Raw genomic sequence first — 23,031 nt, 5'->3', positions numbered from 1 at the left:
CTCTAATCGACTTCATCAGTACTTGTGTCATCAATCTCTTTTGCTGACAACGTTTTTTTACGCTTCATAATCGGCATATCACCAACATCTTGCGCTGCATGGAAAACTTTCTTAGTGGCTTTCTTAGCCTTAACCGCCTTTGATTTATCAAGCTTTTTAGCTTTTGTTTTTACTGGTTTTACTTTGGCTTTTTTAGGTTTCAAGCCTTTAAATTTAGCTTTCAAACCATCAATAGTGTCAAAACTTATTTTCTGCTCTAATAAGCCTTCAACATTTTTAAAACTCAACCAATCTTTCGGGCCAACTAAGGCGATAGCATCACCTTGGCTGCCGGCTCTACCAGTACGGCCAATACGATGAATAAACTCTTCAGTATGTTTTGGCATATCAAAATTGATAACCAATGAAACATTCACCAAATCTAAACCACGAGACGCGAGATCCGTGGTGACTAAAATTTTATGCTGCCCTTTACTGAAGCTTTCCATAATTTGATTACGTTGACTTTGGTTTAACTCACCACTTAACGCAATAGCATTTAACGCTTCTTGGTTAAGCAGCTTAGCTAAACGTTCAGTATCACTACGAGTGGCAGTAAAGATGATAACTTGCTGATAGGTTTCCTGAGCTAAAATAGCATTTAATAACGCTTCTTTATGATCAAGGTTATCAGCAAGGTAAAAACGCTTTTTAATATCTTGATGCTCTGTAAATGCGCCACCAATGGCTATTCGCTTTGGTTTAGTTAACAACTCTTGAGCAAATTCATTGACTTGTGCGTGATCTAAAGTCGCAGAAAATAATAAAGTTTGGCGTTTGCGATGATCTGCGGCTTTATTAATCTGTGTAAGCTGCTTAGCAAACCCTAAATCAAGCATACGATCTGCTTCATCTAAAATAAGCAGCTCTAAACCATTTAAATAAAAATGCCCTTGAGTTAAGTGATCAGCCAAACGCCCTGGTGTTGCGACAATGAAATGCGGATCTTTTTCTAACACTTTCACTTGGTCATTAAAGTTTTCACCACCTAAAACTAGTACCGCTTTGAACTGGGTATTAGCGGTAAACAGGCGTAATTGACTAAAAACTTGCTTAGCAAGCTCTCGTGTCGGCGTTAAAATGACTACACGAGGATCTCGCTTAGATAAAGCGCGGTTTTTAGTTAATCGTTGCAGTGCAGGAATAATGAAAGCTAAAGTTTTACCTGATCCTGTTTTTGACGAAGCGATCAAGTCATGCCCCTGCATAGCAGCGGGTATTGCTTGCTGCTGAATTTCAGTTGGCTCAGTAAAGCCTAAATGCTCTACTGTATTCATTAATCTGCTTTCTAAACCAAAATCACTAAATTGCACTCATTTCTCCTAAACACACCAACTTAAACACGCCTGAATTCAACTAACCTACACTTAATTTGCAGTCAATTAACTTGCAGCAATACGCTCTTCAACAACCACTAACGCTTGCTCAATACGAGCTAGTACCTTGTCTTTATCAAGTAAGGCTAGAGTAATATCAAGTGATGGTGAATTACCACCACCGGTTGCAGCTACACGAAGTGGCATGCCCACTTTACCCATACCAACCTCTAATTCTTCAGCAGTATCATTGATAGCAGCATGAATTTGCTCTGGCTGCCAATCAGTTAATGCCGCTAATTTAGCTTTTACTAACATCAGCGGCTCTTTAGCAACACCACGCAAATGCTTTTTCGCCGCTTTGGCGTCAAACTCTGTAAAGTCTTGGTAAAAGTAGCTAGATATTTCAGCCATCTCTTTTAATGTTTTAACGCGATCAGCTTGAACCTTAACTATTTCAGCTAAAGCAGGTCCTTGCTCAATATTGATACCTTGCTCATTCATGTGCCAAGCCAAATGGCTAGCGACATATTCAGCATCCATGGTTTTCATGTAATGTTGGTTAACCCAGATTAACTTATCGGTATTAAACCCTGATGGTGCACGATTACAATCTTTCAAATCGAACAACTCAATCATTTCTTCTCGAGAGAATATTTCTTGATCGCCATGAGACCATCCTAAACGAACTAAATAGTTAAGTAAGGCTTCAGGTAAGTAGCCATCATCACGATATTGCATCACGCTCACAGCACCATGTCGTTTTGATAAGCGCTTACCATCATCGCCTAAAATCATTGGGATATGAGCATATTCAGGAATGTCGGCACCTAATGCCGCAAGAATGTTAATTTGTTTAGGTGTATTAGAAATATGATCATCACCGCGTACCACATGACTCACCTTCATATCCCAATCATCTACTACAACGGTTAAGTTATAAGTTGGCGTACCATCTGAGCGAGCAATGATTAAGTCATCTAATTGCTCATTACTGATAGTAATATCACCTTTAACCATATCTTTAATAACCACGTCACCTTCTAACGGGTTTTTAAAGCGAATAACATAAGGTTTATCTGTTGGGTAATCAGTACGGTCACGCCAAAAACCATTGTACTTCTCTATTTCACCTTTAGCTTTTGCTTCTTCACGCATCGCTTCAACTTCTTCTGCAGTACTATAGCAACGATAGGCGTTACCCGATTCAAGCAACTGCTCAATAACTTCTTTATAACGATCGAAACGCTGAGTTTGAAAGTATGGGCCATGCGTCCATTCAAGGTTAAGCCAGTTCATACCATCCATAATAGCGTCAACTGACGCTTGAGTAGAGCGTTCTAAATCAGTATCTTCAATACGTAAAATAAAGTCACCGCCATTTTTTTGAGCATAAAGCCAGCTATATAAAGCAGTACGAGCACCACCAACATGTAAATAACCGGTAGGACTAGGTGCGAATCGAGTTGTTAACGTCATAAAAATCTCAATAATAAAAGCCTAAGTAACCAATAAATGACTTAGGGAAAGTAAATTGGGTCAAAAATTGGCGGCATTTTAACACCCTGCAAAAGTTAATTCATCTTTTAAGCATAATAGTTTGCAACTAACCGATATTGTTTGCGATATTGGCCGAAGATATGTTGACAAAAACACCGTAATGAGCAAAAAAAAATCAAACGACAACTTATTTAAAAATAATTAGCAATTTTAATAGCTTTTATGTTGACAGGTTTTTTGATCTGCCTATAATACGCCACCACAGAGACGGACGATTAGCTCAGTTGGGAGAGCACCGCCCTTACAAGGCGGGGGTCACTGGTTCAAGCCCAGTATCGTCCACCATTTTTATTTTTATAAATTTGGTTGTGTGGAATGATTTAGAAACAGCGTAGTTTAAAAAGCACCTTCTGCTCTTTACAACCCACGCCGTATCACGGGTTAAGCCCAGTATCGTCCACCATTTTTAAAAAGAAAATTTTTAAAATTCTCTGGTTAAACAAATATCGCGGAGTGGTAGTTCAGTTGGTTAGAATACCGGCCTGTCACGCCGGGGGTCGCGGGTTCGAGTCCCGTCCACTCCGCCACTATTTGTTAACACGGGTTCGAGTTCCGTTTACTTAACAGTGATAAACTCGAAGATAGATATATACTGCGGAGTGGTAGTTCAGTTGGTTAGAATACCGGCCTGTCACGCCGGGGGTCGCGGGTTCGAGTCCCGTCCACTCCGCCACTTATATTTATCGACATTAAGCAAGATTTTGCGGAGTGGTAGTTCAGTTGGTTAGAATACCGGCCTGTCACGCCGGGGGTCGCGGGTTCGAGTCCCGTCCACTCCGCCACTTGTTTAAATAATGATATGTCGGACGATTAGCTCAGTTGGGAGAGCACCGCCCTTACAAGGCGGGGGTCACTGGTTCAAGCCCAGTATCGTCCACCATCATTATCTTCAAAGAAAACCTAGTTTCATATCATGCCTGATATATGGACGATTAGCTCAGTTGGGAGAGCACCGCCCTTACAAGGCGGGGGTCACTGGTTCAAGCCCAGTATCGTCCACCACTTTTCAATAATTCATAAAAAATACTTAACTTTAAAGAAAAGAGCACCTTCTGCTTTTTACAACCCGTACCAAGTCACTTGGTTCAAGCCCAGTATCGTCCACCACTTAAAATTCCCTTAAATATGTTTCAAACACTTTAACTTTTAAGCGAATAGCACCTTCTGCTTTTTACAACCCGCACCAAGTCACTGGTTCAAGCCCAGTATCGTCCACCACTTTATAAATCCCTTAGATATACTTAAAAACACTTTAACTCATAAGTGCTAAGTGAATAGCACCTACTGCTTTTTACAACCCGCACCAAGTCACTGGTTTAAGCCCAGTATCGTCCACCGCTTAAAACACCCTAAAATACTTTACAAACACATTAACTTTTAAGTGAATAGTACCTTCTGCTTTTTACACCCCGCACCAAGTCACTGGTTCAAGCCCTGTATCATCCTCCAATTAAAGCTGTGTATAAGAAAATACTTTTTTTAAATAAATAACTCCTAAGCTCTTTTTAGCCTTCAACTAGTTATTTATCTAAATACAGTTTTATTTTCTACACAAAGTTAATAGACGATTAAAAATAGCCTATGCTTTATAGGAGTCATATTTTTTCTTTACCGCTATGGATATGAACAAAACACCTTAAGAGAATTAAACTAACCCACTTTACGCAAAGCTATTTTTCAAATGAAGGTTAAGAAAAGATGTATAGAGCAAAACCAAGATGTATATCTTTTAGCTATCAAAGAACACATTAAAAGGAGCGCTAATGAACCTTTGGCGGTATTTTCCAGAGTCATTATTAAAAATAGACGGTATATTGTATTTACCCTATGTAGCTGCAGCTTTTTACCTGTATGTTTTATATAGTTTATTTAAGTATAAAACCGAAAGAAAAGCATTAGTGAGCTTTTTATTACTCACCCTTTTATCAAGCGCTGTGATGTTTTTTAGCTTAGGACCACAAATTGGTAAAGTACTCCCTCCGCTTGCATTATTATTAGTTGCTTTAGTACCAACGATAATACTATTTAAAAATTTTAAAAGTAAATCAGACGCCTTAATTCCTGTTTGGCTAATTACGTCACTAGCTGGCTGGTTACATGGTTTAAGTTGGAGTCTTTGGTTGTCGGCTTTAGCAGGTAGTTAGCTGTTGAATATATTAAGCGGGCTTAATATAATTTTATTCTAAAACTCTCTAGGCATACCTCTCTATTAATGAAAAAACACTCAGCGCTAAAAACACGTTATATTAACCAAGTGTTATGGCTAATCTCACTACTCTATTGCCAAAGCCTTTACGCTAATACTCAGCATGTTTTTGAAGAGCTGTTTGCGACTTCTGTTATTCTTACGGATACTGATACGATTACTTTAGGTGTCGCTAATTTTGATCCTGATAAGTTATTAAACCAAACGGGTAACATTTTTGCTGAAGATGAGACAACCCAGTTACGTAATAATTTAAGTGTTTATAGTTTACCCTACTCTTGGCAAATCAATGAAGGCAAAGCAAGCCAAACGAAAGAAGAGCTTACGGCTGGGCTTTCTTATCTTAATCAGTCATCGTCAATATCCACCAATGTTGATGGATTTTTAGGTGATAAAAATACCGACAAAATATACTCTTTATACCTTGCCTATAGCCAATATCGAGCTATTTCTTCAAATTGGCAATTGCGTCTTAGAATAGGTACTTACTTAAAACACCATATCAATAATCATCAATATAACAACGAATTATCAAGTGGTTACCAAGATGACTTAGATGACGTAATTTATAATTTATCTTCTAATGCTTGGATTATCGAACCAAATATAAGATTGCATTATAAAAATAAAAGCGATTGGGGTCAGTGGCAATATTATAATGATTTTGATTTATTCTCAGGTTGGACTTTCAATGGCACTAAATCTAGCCAAGGTGCGAAACCTTTTGGCTGGCGTATGAATAATACCGTTAAGCTAAATTTTGATTTCAACCATGAAAAGCTTCATACCGAGTCTCTGTACATTAAATTTCAACGCTCAGATATTGGCGGAGATGTAGTGTCAAGTTTCGGCGCTAATCATTTTTACGAAGTGGGTATAGGCGCATTAATTAACACAAAAAAACTAACTAAATATATTGATAATGTAGGTATTGGTATCAACATTCACAAAGGAAGTGCTTTAGATGGCGCCAGTATTGTGTTTTATTTCAATGAGCTTTAACTTTAATGTTAGCTTTGAGATTAACTTACTACAGCTAAACTTACTACGACTTAACTTACTACAATTAAACAAAACACCAAACTACTGATTTAATAATAAAAATGCATTATCAAAATCAAAGTTTTCAATAAGCTGATTTAACCTAAAATAATCACTTTTACTTAAACCTAACTCGAAGTGGCTACAGTCACTTATAAATTCAAGAGCCTCTGTATCGGCTTCTTTTAACAAGAGTAATACTTTATCTCGTTTAACAGGATTTACTTCACCCACTTGCTTAATTTCTTTCACTTCTTCACCAACAAGTTGCGAGGTTTCATGCTCAGCTAACCATAATGATATTTCATCACAAACTTTGCCTAATAACACTAAAACGTTTTCAGAGAGTCTTTGTTTTTTTAGTTTATCAGTTTCATCTTCTATGGTTTGACATGCTTGGTAAATAGAGAAGATACCAAGGTTTCCAGCAAGCCCTTTTAAGGTATGAATATCAAAATCGAGATCTTGAATAACAAAGGCCTGAGCATCATTCTTACCATATTGATGCAAAAATCTAGTGAGTAACTTATGGTATAAAGCGCTATTACCATCAACATGCGCTAAACCAATAGTCGTATCAAAAAGAGCATACTTCTCATCCAGATCAGCCGAGATTTGTTCATTCACAGCTGGCTCTTTCTCCGCTGATTGTTCACAAACTTTGATAGGTGTAACCCACTTAGACAAAGTAGACATCATAGTACTGACATCAATAGGCTTGGTAATCACATCATTCATGCCGGCTTGTTTAGTTAATGCTATATCATCTTCCATAACATTCGCAGTCATGGCGATTACAGGTAACTGTTGAGCATCATAAGTTTTTCTTATAATTTTTGTTGCTTCATATCCATCCATTATTGGCATTTGACAGTCCATAATAACAGCATCAAACTGATGATGACTTATTTGCTCTACGGCTTGCTGACCATCATTAGCAATAGTAACGGTAAAGCCTCGATTAGTTAACAGCTCTTCAGCAAGCTCTTGATTAATATCATTATCCTCTACAAGTAGTACATGTGCATTAAACATTAATCGCGCTGGTTTTTGTGATTGAATACTCGGCTTATTTGATCCTTTATCAGAGTCTTTTTGATTTAATTTTGCAATCGCATCCAGTAATTTATTAGGCATTATAGGTTTAGTTAAAATAGGCATTAATCCTAAACCTTCATCAAGTAACTCCTGACTTAACCCTTCTCCACTGTATGCAGTCATCATGATAGTTTTAGTCCCAGACAATAACTCAAGCTGTTGCAGTTTTTTAATTAATTGAACCCCATCCATTGAAGGCATTTTCCAGTCAACAAACAGGTAGTCGAATGAATAATCATCGCTTTGTAATTCAGTAATGCCTTCTTCTGCACTAGCAACTGAAACAGTTTTAAGCCCTATTGCTGAAAGCTGCTGACTAAGAATAACTCGTGCACTTTCATTATCATCAATAACAAGAACTGCTGAGTTTGTCAGATCTTCAGGTACACTTGATATAACGGCGTTTTGATTCTCTGACTTATTAACCTTTATTGAAAATTCAAAGGTACTGCCCTCACCTAAAATACTGGTTACAGAAATGTCCCCTTCCATCAAGGTAGTAAGTTGCTTACATATTGATAAGCCAAGCCCTGTTCCACCATATTTACGTGTTGTAGAGGTGTCTGCCTGTGTAAACGCAGAGAAAAGGTTTTCAAGTTGCTCTTGACTCATGCCTATGCCAGTGTCCTTAACTTGGCAAGTTAAATATTGTCCTTCGTCTCCTTTATCTTTAAAAGAAAAACTGAACACAACATCACCCTGAGAAGTGAATTTAACGGCATTATTTCCTAAATTAGTTAAGATTTGTCCTAGTCGAAGTGGGTCACCAATAAGGTTTAAAGGCATATTTTCTTCAAGATCAAAAACTAACTCTAAACCTTGATCTTGCGCTTTTAAACCCACTAGATCTGACACTTCATTCAGAACCCTTAACAAGTTAAATTCAACGCGCTCTACTTTAAGTTTACCGGCTTCAATTTTTGAAAAGTCCAAAATATCGTTAATAATACCAAGCAATGAGTTAGCTGAACGGTTCACTTTGCTAATATAGTTTTGCTGTTTTCTAGTTAAATCTGTCTCTAAAGCAAGGTGGCTCATGCCAATAATAGCATTCATAGGCGTTCTAATTTCATGGCTCATATTCGCTAAAAAGTCTGACTTTGCTTTTTCTGCTTTTTCAGCCTTTTTTACCGCTGCAGATAATTGCTCTGATAAGACTGCTAACGCATTTTGAGAACGTCTAATTAAATAACCAAGCAGCAAGATACATAAAATAAAAACACCACGAAAAATATTCATTTGCTTATCTAAACTTTGATATTCCTGCATTTCTAACGTTCGTTGCTGTTGCAGTGATAACAAAATGCTATTCGCTTGCTGCGCTATATTATTCAAGCGCAATTGAACGTCTTGTTTTAAAAATTCAACGTCAGCTAAAGTAATAAAATCTTTTAAGAAGATATCAATATTAGGTAATACTTCTTTAAATGTAAGTTTTTCATCATCGCGTATTAATATTGACTCTATATTGTTTACTTGGAATTTAACTTGGTTTAACAATGCTTTAAATTGGTTTAAGCGCACTAGCCTTACTTCATTGCTATGAGCAAGCATGAAGTCACGATCCACTTGGCGAGCTAAATTAATATTTAAGAGTAAATCATTTACTTGTCGCGCAATTGTTAAACGGCGAAACATTAAATTTTGAGATTGCTCAGTTAATTTCATCTTTTGTTCAAACAATAACTGTTCGTTGTTACGTAGCTTGAACGCGGATTCTGTAAGTGAAACGGCAGCAGAATCAATGTTAATAATAATTTCTGAGTTTATAGTTAAATTTTTTCGGTTATTAAGTTTTTTTAGTTCGCTCAAGTACACACTATATTGCTGAAGGTCTTGCTCGATACTCTCTAAATGATTAATACTACGGCTATCTTCAATATCTGATTTTAACTGAACAACTAAAGCCGATATTTTACCTAAAGACTGCTGGATTACGGTTAAATCATAAAGGTTATGAGTTAACAAATAGTGCTTTTCAATATTTCTTGTAGATTCGGCGAGAAGAGCAAGTTCACTTGCTCTTCTAGAGTTAGACATGATGGAAACGGTTGATTCGCGTAAACGTTTTATTTCTTGCTCGTCGTAGTCAATATACTTCTGTTGAATGGTCGCTAGATATTCAGAGCTATCTGAGGCTAAAGTTGCTGAATTCACCATAGATTGTCGTTGATTAACCATTTCTTTTGTTAACGACACGTAATTTTCGAATAATGCTTTATATTCTTTCGACAAGACGAGTAGATTCTCTCCTTCTTCCTTATCTAATAACTCATTAGCAATAACATCCTGTAAATATTCATTAGCAGTTTTTATTTGCTCAATAGCATTTTTCGCATCATTCTCGTCGTTATCACGCGTAAAAATCAGCTCTGATAACCTTGCTTTATCAAGCATAAGATAAAGTTGACCAGCTTTGGAATACCGCTCAACAGCTTGAGTATATTCACTTTGATTAAAAACACCATATAGCGCCACGGCAACTAGAAGCAATAACGCTGCAATAAAGCCGTACATGACTTTATTGTATTTATTTTTAATTGCAGAAACAGTTAACGTAGTCACAGGTCATTCCATGGGAGTTAAGAAATTATTAATAAGTAAAAAGTCTCTATTCAAAACTATCTTGGTATTTCTGCATAACAGCTTCTATCTCTGGTAAGCATGATATAAATAACGGCACAAGATCTGGGTCAAAGTGTTCGCCAGCTTCACTTTTTATCAAATCAACCGCTTTTTCTATTGGCCAAGCTTTCTTGTAAGGTCGTTCACTTGTTAAGGCATCAAACACATCGGCAATAGCAACAATCCTTGCGGTAAGCGGTATTTGTTCACCTTTTATTCCTTTAGGGTATCCATGACCATTCCATTTCTCATGATGATTAAGCGCGACTTCTCTAGCCATTTGCAGCAATTCACCTGACTCATTTCCTAAGATTTCTCCGCCTATTTCTGCATGAGTTTGCATAATTTGCCACTCACTTGGATCTAATTTTCCAGGCTTACATAAAATAGCGTCGGGTATTCCTATTTTGCCAATATCATGCATAGGTGCTGCACTATAGAGTAAATCAATCCACTGATTATCCTCTGATACTTTCTGTGCTAAAAACTTGCTATAAAGTGCCATACGAATAACATGTAAACCCGTTTCATTGTCTTTATATTCAGCCGCTTTACCGAGTTTATTGATAATCGCTTGACGGGTTTTTTCTATTTCTAATGTTCGCTCTTTAACCAAAAACTCAAGATGCTTAGTTTGCATTGCCAAAGACAACTGAGATTTAACCCGTGTTTTCACAATTGAAGGATTATAAGGTTTGGTAATATAATCTACGGCACCAAGTTCAAAGCCATGATTTTCATCAACTTGATCGGCTTTAGCTGTAACAAAAATAACTGGAATTTTTGCGGTTTCAGGATTGGCTTTCAGTTGAGCACACACTTCAAAGCCATCGATTTCAGGCATCATAATATCAAGCAAGATAATATCAGGCTGAGGATGCTTATTGGCTATTTCAAGCGCTTTTTTACCATTTATGGCTGCTTGGACTTTATAGTCGCTCGATAATACCCCCATTAACACCTGTATATTATCGGGAATATCGTCTACAACGAGTATGCTATGTTTCGAACTTTTATTATCCATTTAAGTCTCTTTGATATTTTAAAAGTGTTTAGTTATCTTTTTTCAACTCTTTTAAAGCAGAGGTATCAACATTTTTCACTGCACCACTTGCTTGTTTTTCAAAGTCTGTCGATTTATGCGCTTCTTTAGTTATTTGTGAAGTACTATAAGCATTTCCTATTGAGTTCCCTACAGATACCGCTTGTTTTTGTAATTTTTTTCCTTCTGTCTCGCCTGCTAACCAGCCTTGTTTATAGCTCGCATCAGAAGCAAAGCGTTCAGTATCTTTTATAAAGTGTTCAAAAGCATTGCCACCTTCTTTCATACCACTGTGTCGTCCATCATGGAAACCTTGTATATAAGCTTCGTTCTTTCCTTGTTTTCGTAGATTATCATCCGTTGTGCCACAAGCACTAAGCACGAGCACTGAAAATATCATTAAAATAAATTGTCGTATTTGCATTATTTATATCCTTTGAATTAAGTTTGTGAATGCATGTCATTTTTTAACATGGGTTATTGGTTTGTCTCACATTGGCTTGATATTCGTCTAAAAACATTACCAATGTATGATGTTACTCTAACTTACTCGTTCAATTTAATAGCATTAAGCTCGTATTAAGATTGATTAACCCTAAGGTAATAATTACCCATATAACATAATTAACGAGTACTTGGGTTAGCAGTTATTCAATGGCTTTAATCTTTTCTGCAACGTATTTAAAAGAAGCCTTATAATCTGGGAATCGGGTTAACCCTTCTGTAATAAATGCTTCTGTTGTTGTTTGATTATCCCAAAGTAAAAAAGCAAGTGAAACAAACCAAGTTTGATCTGCTTTAGAATCTAAGGGAATTCTTTTATAACTTGGATTAGCACTTGCTTCTTTGGCAACGATCATAATTTCTTTTTCGAACTTTTTAACCAATGCAGGATCATTGGCATCAGCCACTGCTTGACTCACAGAAGGGCTCGCACAACTAACAATAAAGAAAAGAGAAGCAATATTGGCTAAGATAAACAAATAAAATTTTGTATTTTTTTGTGATTTGATCATAAATTTTCAATAATACAATTAACGCTTTGCCACTTTAATTATAGCTTTGCCACTTTAATTATAGCTTTGCCACTTTAATTGTAATTATTCCTTGAAATTAAATAGTTACACTATTTTTAGCACACTTTCATCAAGTTTTACACTCTATTATATGAGTAAAGTTTTTAAATTGGTGATTAAAAAATAAAAGACAATCCGAGAAGGTTTTAGCAATAATAGCTTCAGTTTTTATATAAACTGATTAAATACAATTAACACTTTTCTAAACCCATTACATTAACTCAAGAGGCTATATAATTAATATTAATTAGCAGCAATACTTTAATAAGTAAATTGAATCATAACGCCTGAATTTCAATTTATTGAGATAGTAAAGTTTATGTTGAATAATAGCGCTTAGTTATCTTGCTATCGCTATTAATTTACTTTTACAACCACTAGGCCAAGTCCATGAAACAGCAGTCTATTCCTTTAATCCGCATGAGATACGCAGATGCTTTTGCTCAGCAATTAACGGCTTTAGGTGCTCCAACCGAAAAAATATTAAATAGCTTGTACCTTTCAGAAGAAATGCTACTTCAAAGGGATGCATTAATTCCTGTTTCTCAGATGTGGCGATTGACCGCTTTATCAGCAAAAACTACCGGACACTGGCAAATTGGTATGATGGCAGGACTTACGCCATTAATAGAACATAGCCAATTTGGTAAAAATTTATTATTTGCACCATCCTTATATCAAGCAATGGTTACCTTTTGCCAAACAGCTGGCACTGAATTGAGTAATGCTGAATTTTCCATAAAAGAAGATAAAATGGGCACTTGGTTTTGCGGTGGTCCTGTGTATGGCTTCGAAAAGGAAGTTCAACAGGTGGGGCTTTACCGCATTGCTATGTTAATACAAATGGTGCGTTGGGTTGCGGGGGAAAATTGGTTACCTAAAGTGATTAAGTTACAAAGTGTCGATTTAAGTGACGCGAAAGATAATGAAATATTAATGTCTGCACAAATTATTTCTCCTCATACGGAAGCTGCGATATTGGTGCCAACGTCATATTTAGGTCGAAGTATAGACGTTCAACAAACGCAATCTAATGAGGTCTTAACAAATGAGCAAAAATTATTGTTTGACTTTAAACACTCATTATTAGAAGTGATGAAGCCACACTTACGCACAAAGAGTAACTCAGTTAAACAGTTATCAGGCTCACTCGATATATCTGTTCGAACTTTACAAAGGCGACTTAAGCAACACGATCTAAATTTTACCACATTAACTGACCAACTAAGAATTGAAGAAGCAATCCAATTACTCACTTCCGAAGAATTACCTGTTAAAGAGGTATCAAGCTTTCTTGGTTACAGTGAGCCAACGCACTTTTCACGTGCTTTCAAACGCATTATGGGGGTTTCTCCAAGACAATTTATCAATACCAAGCGATAACCACTTCCAAATTGGCATTAAATGGTCTTTTATTATCTAAACTTATAAACTAGGATAATATAATCAATAGTTTAACTAAATAATAGTTGAAGATAAGCACAAAGAAACATACTGCTCATTCTTATATTTCATCTAGATAAATTAGATGAAGGCAGGTTGATTTTTATAAGCTATTTTACTAATAAATGAAGGGATTTATCGTGAAAAAGTTATTCGTTTTAAGCTTATGTCTAATCCATTTATCTTTTTCAACGCTTGCTAATAACGACAGTTGGCAAGCAATTACTGATGAAAAGCAATTAATAGCATTATTTTCTAATACAACAATGACAGCCACACTTAAAGGTGAGAATAAAGCTGTGGCTCAATATAGAAAAGATGGTACAGGTAGCTTAACCGCCTGGGGGGATACGTTTAAAAGACAATGGAAAATCTCAAATAAACAAGCTTGTATTCTAATCGATAACACATGGGAGTGTTTAAATATTGAGAAAAATAAAAATCAATATAAAGCTAGCAATCCTAAAACCAAAGAATACGTCATTTTTACTGTTCAAAATCAAAGTATTAATATTAACTCGCCGAATAAGTCTTCCAGTGGTGGTGCTTCAACACCCTCTGCCGATGAAGTGGCTAAAAAACTGGCGAACCCCAATACGCCACTAGCTACGCTAAACTTAAAACTACAATACCGTCAGTTCGAAGGTGACATAAGCAATGCTAATGATCAAAGTAGCACAACCTTAATGTTTCAACCTTCCATGCCTTTTAAGCTAGATAATGGCGATATGATCTTTTTTAGACCTGCAATCCCTGTAGTATTCCAGCAGCCTGTATTCAATAATAATACGGCAAAATTTGAAGGGGAAACCGCATTAGCTGATATTACATTTGATCTTGCTTACGGAGTTACAACCGAAACAGGCTGGGCATTTGCTGGAGGTATGGTGGCGAGCTTACCCACGGCAACCGAAGATGGCATAGGCACAGAAAAGTTGATGTTGGGGCCTGAGTTTTTAGTTGCGAAATTAGGTAAAAATTACGTATTAGGCGCATACCCTAACCACATGTGGGATGTGGCTGGCAGTGGAAATACAAAGGTGAATGTAACCAGTGCGCAACTCTTTGGTATTTGGTTGCCTGGTGGTGGGTATAACGTAGGAACAACACCTATCATTGCTTATGATCATATTAATGATCAAGCAACCATTCCTCTAAACCTCACTGTAGGTAAAACAATAATGTTTGACGGTAGACCTTGGAAGTTTAGCGTTGAATTTAATTACTATATAGAACGATCTGAGTCGATATCACCACAATGGATGCTTGGTTTTAATGTCGGCCCTGTAGTTGAAAATGCGGTAGCAGCGTGGTTTAAATAATGGCAAGAGCAAGCTCAAATTATTTAAAATTTGTAAGATCTTTTATCATCACAATGCTAGGCGCTTTATTTACCTCTTTGGCAACAGCAGAACAAACATCTTCGGATCACGAGCAACAAATTAAGAAAACTCATAAATCCGGTTACAGCAAAAAAATAAAACTGGAAGGGAGAACCTCTGTTGAAGCCGAGTTAGAAGAAGAAGATCGTGTTACAAAGCCACTATTTATTTTCGAAAAAATGGATGATTCACTAGCGCCTTGGTTTAAATACAAGAAGTCAGTAAATGAAGAACATGGTTTTCGATTTGGGCTTTACTATAACGCTTTGTATCAACACGCCAATAAAACAATAGCAGGTAACGAAGATACTGGCGCCTTAGGCATTATACGCTTTAACGGTGCATGGGATATTGTTGGAAAAGGTACTAAGGATACAGGCACCCTCTATTTTAATATTGATAACCGCCATAAATTAGGTACTAATATCGCTCCTGCGGACTTAGCCAGTGAAGTTGGTTATGCAGGTATGACAGGCACTTTGTTCTCTGACGTAGGTACTGTTTTGGTTGATTTGAACTATCAACAACGCGTTAACGGTGGGCAAGGTGGAATTATTATAGGCCGCTATGATCCTAATGATTATGTCTTTGTGTCAGGATACGCGAACCCTTGGACGGCATTTCAAAACGTTGCGGTACTGCTCAACCCTTCTGTCGCGTTACCGGATGCAAGCTGGGGTATTGGCGGAGGTCATTGGCTCACAGACGAGTTTTATGCTTTAGGTACAATTAATGACGCTAATGGCCTTTTAACCGATAATTTAGACTTTTTTTCCGGTGGACCAGAATTCTGGAAAGCCATTGAGTTTGGCTGGTCACCAAATAAAACACAGCGATATACCCACCAAGTAAATATGTCGTTTTGGCATGTCGATAAGCGCGATGGCATCACCACAGAAGATAGCTATGGCGTAGGTGTTTCAGCTAATTGGTTATTTAATAATGGCATTATGCCTATTTTTCGCGCGGGCATATCTAAAGGCTCAGCACCTATTTATAACGAAACGGTGACTTTAGGGCTTACCTATCAAATTGAAAGTCGCAGTGATGAATTAGGTGTTGCAATAAATTGGGGGAAAATGCCACATGATACGCTTCGAAATCAAATTACCACAGAGATTTATTACAAACTACAACTTGCTCAAAACATTGCAATTACACCAAGTATTCAGTTTTTAACCGATCCGGCACTAAACACTGATACGGATGATATTAGAATTTTTGGCCTACGATTGAGGGTCAGCCTGTAACTTTATCTACTCTTTATCTACTTATAATATAAACATGTACATCAATAAAATGGAAACATAAGGAATACACAATGCACCACTCTACACTTTATATATCGCTTGCGTTAGCTACCAGCTTAGCCGTTTGCAATAGTACGGTTGCAAAAGAAGTAAATGAACCTTCTGCAATGGGGCCTGCACCTGAAATTGAGATGCGTGAGCGCCCAACCGATAAAAAGGAATTTGATGAGTATGTAAAATACTTAATTAAAGTAGCCGATCCTCGTACTGAGCAACAGCTAAAAGATGATGTTTATATTAAAGCGCGATACAAAGACACTATGATTGTTGATAGCTTATTTGTTGGCGCACCGGACTTCCCTGCAGGTTTTAGTGCCGAGCAATATGAGAGGGCTACAGATCACTCTGTAAAACACCACTTTAATGTTGTTTCAGCAACGGTAACCAATGCAGGTAAGCCAGATACACCAGACGTTGTTGAAAAACGTATGCTTGCCACCAATCAACATTGGGCAGAACGTTCAGATAAATACCTACAAGTAAAAACCATTAACGATTTTTATACAGCTAAGCAGACAGGAAAACTCGGTATATTTCATAACTTCCAAGGCATGATGCCGCTTAGTCAATCTGGAAATGCGAAAGAAGCTATTACCAATCTAAACAAATTCTATAATTTAGGCTTACGCCAACTCATGTTCACCTACAATATTGACACCCCTTATGCTGATGGTGGCGTCTCGAACTCTGACGGTACAGATAAAGGCGTACATGAAATAGGTTTTAAAGTAATCAAAGAAGCTAACCGATTAGGTATTGCCTTAGATTGTTCTCACTCTTCAAATGAGACTTGTGTAGAAGCTGCTCAAGCAAGCTCAAAACCAATAATGTTATCGCACTCCAACGCACATACATTTCAACCTATAGATCGCAGTGCATCCGACAAAGCCATTAAAGCGGTTGCTGCCACTGGCGGAGTAATTTGTATCAACTTTATAGGTGGTTTTTTAAACCCTCAAGGTGATGCATCACCTTTTAGTATTGCTAAACATGCAGAATATATTCGTAACTTGGTTGGAGCTGAACATGTATGTGCAGGTTCTGATTACGTTTGGAACTACGGCGATACCCTGCATTGGATTTTAAACAATCCGAAAGATTTTCCTGTTGAAATGGGCTATGCCACACCATCACATATGGGAAAACCCAGTGAAATGTGGGGTGCGGCACGCGTTTTAGAAGAAACCTATGGTTGGACACCTGAAGAAGTTGCCGGATTTTTGGGTGAGAACTTAGTCCGTTTTTATAAAGCAAATTGGCAAAAATAGTATTGAATTTAACTAAGGTAGAATAATTATGATAAACGTTAAGAAAACCACCTTAACATTGTTATTAGCAAGCGTTGGTTTCCAAGTATTCTCAGCAACAGCAGAGCAGACCATTTTTACCAATGTTAATATTTTCAATGGCACACAAGATAAGCTCATTAAAGGCTGTAACGTTGTTGTTGAAAAAAATAAAATAGTTAACGCTTGTGCAAAGTCTGTGAATGCCGATGACAATGACACAGTTATTGATGGCCATGGACGTACTTTAATGCCTGGTCTCATAGATGCTCATGTGCATTTAAACTTACAAAATCTAGCTAATCCAGCTGCAATTGACGGTATTAGTAATATGACTTGGGAAGAAGTGGGTGCACTTGCCTATGACGCTTCTCAAGAATATTTATTTTCTGGGTTTACCACTGTACGCGACCTCTGCGGTTCACATGACGGTTTAAGAAAACATATTGAGGCTGGAACGTTAATCGGCCCAAGAATTTACCTTTCAGGCGCTTGTATATCACAAACATCTGGTCACGGTGATTGGAGACCGCCATCACAAGTAACACGTACAAATATGAATACAACAAGCCATGTAGAAAACTTAGGTATTGTGATCCTTGCTGATGGTGCTGATGAAGTGCTAAAAGCGGCGAGAAATAACCTAGCTGGTGGTGCTGATTTTACTAAAATGATGGCCGGAGGAGGCGTAACTTCTACTCGCGATCCATTACATTCATTACAAGGTACTATGGAAGAATTGAAAGCCATGGTAACAGCAACTAAGCAATGGGATACCATAGGTGCTGTACATGCTTATCATGATGAATCAGTTCGAAGAGCACTTGAAGCAGGTGTTATGTCTATTGAGCATGGCAATTTAATGCAAAAGGAATCTACTTTTAAACTAGTCAAGAAGAAAGGTGCTTTTGTCGTCCCCGCTATGGCCGGCTTTTCTGAGCAATTATTAAAACATCCTGTTTATGGCAACCCAGATCTCCCTATGCGAGGTAAAGTTGAACAGATTATAGAAAACTATAAAAACTGGTTAAAACTAGCGAATAAAACCAACATCAATATCGGTTACGGTACTGACGTAGTGGTGTCTACTAAAGCTGCTTCTCGTAGCATTCGTGACTTTCAAATGGGGCAATTTGCAGAAGGGTTTGGTAACTTTAAAACGCTATATTATATGACAGGTGCCAATGGAAAACTCATGGCATTAACAGGGAAAAACAACCCATATCCTGCTAAGTTAGGCGTTATAGAGAAAGGCGCTTATGCCGATATCATTTTAGTAGATGGCAACCCATTAAAAGATTTATCGGTACTAGGCGCAACCTTCGATATGTGGGCAGCTCCAAGAGTTACACGAGATATCAAAACTATTCCTTTTGTCATGAAAGACGGTAAAATATTTCACAATAAAACTTAACACGAATTCAATGAAAGGCCATTAATCTTAAATGGCCTTTTTGTTTTAATTCCGCCGTATAATTTCTCTTAATATTTTTGACATTTAACACCTAAAAAATTAGGTTTTATTCCTCTATAAAAATGCTGTGTTTGATTAAAATCGTTTTTCAATTTCGCAGTAATAAATACCCCCCATCCAAACCTGAAAAAGTATTATTCAAGACAATTCAGGTTATCGTTTTAAAGCATGTTTTGGCTATTTTATCGCCCTTTTGTTTGACCGTTAAAGTGGCAATGTTTTTATCGTTCTAGGGGGCTTTTGATTGCTAATTAAGCTTTTATTGATCTAGATCAGCTTTCTTTTTAAAAGCTAAAAAAAACTACCCAACATAGCTAACAAGCCCATTTTCATTGGGCTTAATTAAAACAATAAAAGGTATCTGCTAAAACACCAAATATACACCCCTATATTCAACCCTAGATATAGCTAATATTTTCAATTACTTACACAACATAACAACAAGTATCACAAATTATTTATCATGATGATTTTGTTGATTTTTTTATTGGTTAAATTTAAAAAGCTCTTCTATACTGAATTTACTTAAAAAAGAGAGAAGTAAAAACATGAACAAAAGCTCTGACGTAACCCCTGCTCAACAAAAAAAGCATGAGCGCAATACCTTTATCTTTCTTACCGTTTTCTTAGCACCAATTATGTCCGTAATCATTGTTGGCGCATTAGGGTTTTCCATCTGGATCAGTCAAATGATTTTTGGACCACCAACAATTTAGATTCTCCTTATGACAGAGAGAATTGATCTTCAAAAACGTGGCTTTCTAAGAGGAAGGCTAAACACTGAAAAAGCACTTAGATTACCCTGGGTTAAAAGCGAAGAAAGCTTTACCCAAGGTTGTACTCAGTGTCAAAAGTGTATTGATGTTTGTGAAACCAATATTATTGTACGCGATGGCTCAGGTTTTCCGAAAATAGACTTTGCCAAAGGTGAATGTACATTCTGTCAAAAATGTATACAGGCATGCTCTGAGCCACTATTTTTAGTCACAGAGCATACAGAAAAAGCCCTAGTTGATGAATATCAACCTTGGCCAGTACAAATAGAGATAAATAACCAGTGTTTAGCAAAAAGTAGCATTTATTGTCAAAGCTGTAGAGACGAGTGCGAACCACAAGCAATTAAGTTTTCTTATAACGTCAATGGTAATTTTACCAATATTCCACAGCCTGAAATAAATCATCAAAGTTGCACACAATGTGGGGCATGTGTATCAACCTGCCCACAAAATGCAATTAAAGCAACGCTGATAAGTCAATCAGCGAGCAAAAAAACACATAACATAGAGGTAGTAAATGTCGGCTGAACAACCAATTTGTACTGAATTAGAAAACAGTAACGAATACCATGTTGCTAGTTTTATAGCACATGCCATGATGGATAAAATATCCGAAGTGGAAAAAGCTATAAACAAAGTAAAAGGTTCAGAATTACATGGGAGAAATGATGAGGGAAAAATAATTTTTACCCTTGAGAGTAATACCCATAAATCTATTGGGGAAAAAGTTGATCAATTAAGACAAGATCCTAATTTAATCAATATTTTACCCATTTATCATCAATACGATAAAACATAATAAAAATAACGAATTTATAACTAACAATTACATACTCACAAATAAATAGGTGACAATAATGACCATCAATCGCCGAGAGTTTATCAAAGCAAGTGCAATTACAGCCGCAGCATCCGTTGCAGGCATAAGTGTACAAGCACAGGCATCAAATTTAATTACTAGTAGCGAATTAACTAAACTGAAATGGGACAAAGCGCCGTGTCGTTTTTGTGGGACTGGCTGTAGTGTTAACGTTGGCGTCATGGACGGTAAAGTTGTTGCTACGCATGGTGATATCAAATCGCCAGTCAATAAAGGTTTAAACTGTGTTAAAGGCTACTTCCTTTCTAAAATCATGTACGGGAAAGATCGACTAACTACCCCGCTATTACGTATGAGTAATGGCAAATATGATAAAGAAGGCGAGTTCACGCCTATTTCATGGGAACAAGCTTTCGATGTTATGGCTGAAAAAGCTAAAGATGCCTTACAAAAAACAGGACCAACAGCCGTTGGTATGTTTGGCTCTGGCCAATGGACAGTGCAAGAAGGCTATGCTGCTGCAAAATTAATGAAAGCAGGTTTTAGAAGTAACAACATAGACCCTAATGCTCGCCACTGTATGGCTTCAGCTGTTGGTGGTTTTATGCGTACCTTTGGTATTGATGAGCCTATGGGTTGTTATGATGATCTTGAAGCCGCTGATGCGTTTGTGCTTTGGGGTTCAAACATGGCTGAAATGCACCCTATTTTATGGACAAGATTAACAGATCGCCGTTTAAGTGCTCCTCATGTGAAAGTTGCTGTTTTATCAACATTTGAGCATAGAAGTTTCGACTTAGCCGATAATGGCATGATTTTCACTCCTCAAACAGATTTAGCGATTTTAAACTACATTGCAAATTACATTATTCAAACGAATCGTGTAAATAAAGACTTTGTTAATAAACATACAAACTTTAGATTAGGTGAAACTGATATAGGTTATGGTTTACGCCCTGAGCACCCACTCGAGCAAAAAGCCAAAAACAATGGCAAAACAGCAGGCAGCTCTAAACCGATTAATTTTGACGAATATGCAAAATTTGTCAGTACTTATACTGCTGAATATGTTTCTAAACTATCAGGTGTACCAGAAAGTAATTTAAAAGCCTTAGCTGAGTTATATGCCGATCCAAAAACGAAAGTCACTTCTTTCTGGACTATGGGTTTTAACCAGCATACTCGTGGTGTTTGGGCAAATAACCTTGTTTATAACATTCACTTATTAACAGGTAAAATTTCTACTCCAGGTAACAGCCCGTTTTCATTAACAGGTCAACCATCTGCTTGTGGTACCGCACGTGAAGTGGGTACTTTTGCTCACCGCTTACCTGCAGATATGGTTGTTGCCAACCCGAAACATCGTGCGATTGCAGAAAAAATTTGGCAGCTTCCTGAAGGTACGATTCCACCAAAACCGGGATATCATGCCGTACTTCAAAATAGAATGCTTAAAGATGGCAAACTCAATTTCTACTGGGTTCAATGTAATAACAACATGCAGGCCGCCGCAAATATTAATGAAGAAGGTTACCCAGGTTACCGTAACCCGAAAAACTTTATTGTGGTTTCTGATCCTTACCCTACAGTTACAGCACAAGCTGCTGATCTTATTTTACCAACAGCAATGTGGGTTGAAAAAGAAGGCGTTTATGGTAACGCAGAACGTCGCACACAAGCATGGTACCAAATGGTTGAAGCACCTAAAGGCGCACAGTCAGATATGTGGCAAGTCGTTGAGTTTTCAAAAAGGTTCAAGGTAGAAGAAGTTTGGCCTGAAGAGCTCATCGCTAAAAAGCCAGAGGTACGTGGTAAAACCTTATTTGATATTCTTTATAAAGATGTGCCTGTAGGCAAGTATTCTTTAGATGAAATTCCTGAAGATCGTTTAAATCATGAATCTCGTCATTTTGGTTTCTACATTCAAAAAGGCTTATTCGAAGAATATGCTGCCTTTGGTCGAGGCCATGCACATGATTTAGCCCCATATGAAACCTACCACCAAACACGTGGTTTACGCTGGCCTGTAGTTGATGGCAAAGAAACTAAGTGGCGTTTTAAAGAAGGCTCTGACCCTTATGCAAAACCGGGCTCAGATTTTGACTTTTACGGTAAGCCAGACGGTCGTGCCATTATTTTCGCCTTACCTTATGAGCCTGCGGCTGAATCACCAGATGAAGAATATGATTTATGGTTATCTACAGGACGTGTATTAGAGCACTGGCATTCAGGTTCAATGACTCAACGTGTACCAGAATTATATAAATCTATGCCTGATGCACTTGTTTATATGCATCCTGACGATGCAAAAGCGAGAAACATGCGCCGTGGCGACCTAGTTAAACTTATATCTCGTCGTGGTGAAGTGCAAACACGTGTCGAAACAAGGGGCCGTAATAAACCGCCTAGAGGCTTAGTGTATATGCCATGGTTTGACGCTAGTCGCTTAGTTAATAAAGTTACTTTAGATGCAACTGATCCGTTATCTAAAGAAACAGATTTCAAAAAATGTGCTATCAAAATTGAAAAGGTATAGG

At 37.3% G+C, this 23,031-nt stretch carries 17 protein-coding genes and 6 tRNA genes; 17 read left to right on the top strand and 6 right to left on the bottom strand.

What is annotated here, in order from left to right; translation table 11 throughout:
* Positions 1 to 2: 2 nt before the first annotated feature.
* Together AC27GZ_RS08405 and gltX are read right to left on the bottom strand one after the other, a co-directional pair.
* On the bottom strand, positions 3 to 1,352 hold the full coding sequence (locus AC27GZ_RS08405; protein ID WP_487094498.1) for a DEAD/DEAH box helicase: 1,350 nt from the start codon (positions 1,350 to 1,352) through the stop codon (positions 3 to 5).
* 69 nt (positions 1,353 to 1,421) lie between these two features.
* Complete coding sequence (gene gltX, locus AC27GZ_RS08400; protein WP_487094497.1) at positions 1,422 to 2,834, bottom strand: glutamate--tRNA ligase; 1,413 nt, start codon at positions 2,832 to 2,834, stop codon at positions 1,422 to 1,424.
* A 290-nt stretch (positions 2,835 to 3,124) separates the two neighbouring features.
* Between gltX and AC27GZ_RS08395 the strand changes: the two genes are divergently transcribed.
* The 8 genes from AC27GZ_RS08395 (at position 3,125) to AC27GZ_RS08360 (ending at position 6,123) form a co-directional block, all read left to right on the top strand.
* A tRNA-Val gene (locus AC27GZ_RS08395) sits at positions 3,125 to 3,200 on the top strand.
* Between the two features lie 165 nt (positions 3,201 to 3,365).
* A tRNA-Asp gene (locus AC27GZ_RS08390) sits at positions 3,366 to 3,442 on the top strand.
* 69 nt (positions 3,443 to 3,511) lie between these two features.
* Positions 3,512 to 3,588, top strand: a tRNA-Asp gene (locus AC27GZ_RS08385).
* Positions 3,589 to 3,620: 32 nt separating this feature from the next.
* Positions 3,621 to 3,697 (top strand) — tRNA-Asp (locus tag AC27GZ_RS08380).
* Positions 3,698 to 3,719: 22 nt separating this feature from the next.
* Positions 3,720 to 3,795, top strand: a tRNA-Val gene (locus AC27GZ_RS08375).
* Between the two features lie 46 nt (positions 3,796 to 3,841).
* Positions 3,842 to 3,917: transfer RNA gene (locus tag AC27GZ_RS08370), tRNA-Val, on the top strand.
* A gap of 761 nt (positions 3,918 to 4,678) precedes the next feature.
* On the top strand, positions 4,679 to 5,059 hold the full coding sequence (locus AC27GZ_RS08365; protein WP_487094496.1) for a hypothetical protein: 381 nt from the start codon (positions 4,679 to 4,681) through the stop codon (positions 5,057 to 5,059).
* A gap of 68 nt (positions 5,060 to 5,127) precedes the next feature.
* Positions 5,128 to 6,123 (top strand): Solitary outer membrane autotransporter beta-barrel domain, encoded by a 996-nt coding sequence (locus AC27GZ_RS08360; RefSeq protein ID WP_487094495.1) that lies wholly within the window; start codon positions 5,128 to 5,130, stop codon positions 6,121 to 6,123.
* Between the two features lie 81 nt (positions 6,124 to 6,204).
* On the opposite strand, the gene AC27GZ_RS08355 is transcribed toward AC27GZ_RS08360, so the two are convergent.
* The 4 genes from AC27GZ_RS08355 to AC27GZ_RS08340 form a co-directional block, all read right to left on the bottom strand.
* The gene (locus tag AC27GZ_RS08355; RefSeq protein ID WP_487094494.1) at positions 6,205 to 9,825 is read right to left on the bottom strand and encodes a response regulator; all 3,621 of its coding nucleotides are present in this window, start codon (positions 9,823 to 9,825) and stop codon (positions 6,205 to 6,207) included.
* Between the two features lie 46 nt (positions 9,826 to 9,871).
* Positions 9,872 to 10,909: a response regulator gene (locus AC27GZ_RS08350; RefSeq protein WP_487094493.1), complete on the bottom strand. Its 1,038-nt coding sequence runs from the start codon at positions 10,907 to 10,909 to the stop codon at positions 9,872 to 9,874.
* 28 nt (positions 10,910 to 10,937) lie between these two features.
* Complete coding sequence (locus AC27GZ_RS08345; protein WP_487094492.1) at positions 10,938 to 11,351, bottom strand: hypothetical protein; 414 nt, start codon at positions 11,349 to 11,351, stop codon at positions 10,938 to 10,940.
* Positions 11,352 to 11,574: 223 nt separating this feature from the next.
* Positions 11,575 to 11,943 carry a hypothetical protein gene (locus AC27GZ_RS08340; RefSeq protein ID WP_487094491.1) on the bottom strand — a complete coding sequence of 123 codons (369 nt, stop codon included), beginning with the start codon at positions 11,941 to 11,943 and terminating at the stop codon, positions 11,575 to 11,577.
* Positions 11,944 to 12,393: 450 nt separating this feature from the next.
* On the opposite strand from AC27GZ_RS08340, the gene AC27GZ_RS08335 reads away from it, so the two are divergent.
* From AC27GZ_RS08335 to napA, 9 genes are all read left to right on the top strand, one after another.
* On the top strand, positions 12,394 to 13,386 hold the full coding sequence (locus tag AC27GZ_RS08335) for a helix-turn-helix domain-containing protein (protein WP_487094490.1): 993 nt from the start codon (positions 12,394 to 12,396) through the stop codon (positions 13,384 to 13,386).
* A 200-nt stretch (positions 13,387 to 13,586) separates the two neighbouring features.
* Positions 13,587 to 14,768, top strand: a complete 1,182-nt coding sequence (locus AC27GZ_RS08330; protein ID WP_487094489.1) for a hypothetical protein — start codon at positions 13,587 to 13,589, stop codon at positions 14,766 to 14,768.
* Complete coding sequence (locus tag AC27GZ_RS08325; protein WP_487094488.1) at positions 14,768 to 16,078, top strand: carbohydrate porin; 1,311 nt, start codon at positions 14,768 to 14,770, stop codon at positions 16,076 to 16,078. The genes AC27GZ_RS08330 and AC27GZ_RS08325 overlap by 1 nt, the downstream gene beginning before the upstream one ends.
* Positions 16,079 to 16,149: 71 nt before the next feature.
* On the top strand, positions 16,150 to 17,406 hold the full coding sequence (locus AC27GZ_RS08320) for a dipeptidase (protein WP_487094487.1): 1,257 nt from the start codon (positions 16,150 to 16,152) through the stop codon (positions 17,404 to 17,406).
* Between the two features lie 28 nt (positions 17,407 to 17,434).
* The gene (locus tag AC27GZ_RS08315) at positions 17,435 to 18,838 is read left to right on the top strand and encodes a metal-dependent hydrolase family protein (RefSeq protein WP_487094486.1); all 1,404 of its coding nucleotides are present in this window, start codon (positions 17,435 to 17,437) and stop codon (positions 18,836 to 18,838) included.
* A gap of 608 nt (positions 18,839 to 19,446) precedes the next feature.
* Complete coding sequence (gene napE / locus AC27GZ_RS08310; RefSeq protein WP_487094485.1) at positions 19,447 to 19,614, top strand: periplasmic nitrate reductase, NapE protein; 168 nt, start codon at positions 19,447 to 19,449, stop codon at positions 19,612 to 19,614.
* A gap of 9 nt (positions 19,615 to 19,623) precedes the next feature.
* A complete protein-coding gene (napF, locus tag AC27GZ_RS08305) occupies positions 19,624 to 20,202 on the top strand; it encodes a ferredoxin-type protein NapF (RefSeq protein ID WP_487094484.1) in 579 nt (192 codons plus the stop codon).
* Positions 20,192 to 20,473 (top strand): chaperone NapD, encoded by a 282-nt coding sequence (locus AC27GZ_RS08300; RefSeq protein WP_487094483.1) that lies wholly within the window; start codon positions 20,192 to 20,194, stop codon positions 20,471 to 20,473. Before napF ends, AC27GZ_RS08300 begins: the two co-directional genes overlap by 11 nt.
* A 58-nt stretch (positions 20,474 to 20,531) precedes the next feature.
* Positions 20,532 to 23,030 carry a nitrate reductase catalytic subunit NapA gene (napA, locus tag AC27GZ_RS08295; RefSeq protein ID WP_487094482.1) on the top strand — a complete coding sequence of 833 codons (2,499 nt, stop codon included), beginning with the start codon at positions 20,532 to 20,534 and terminating at the stop codon, positions 23,028 to 23,030.
* Position 23,031: the final 1 nt, after the last annotated feature.

The organism is Colwellia sp. SU-HH00943 (genome assembly GCF_057546125.1).
Note: the sequence above shows the minus strand (reverse complement) of the source record. Positions and strands in the feature narration are given on the sequence as shown.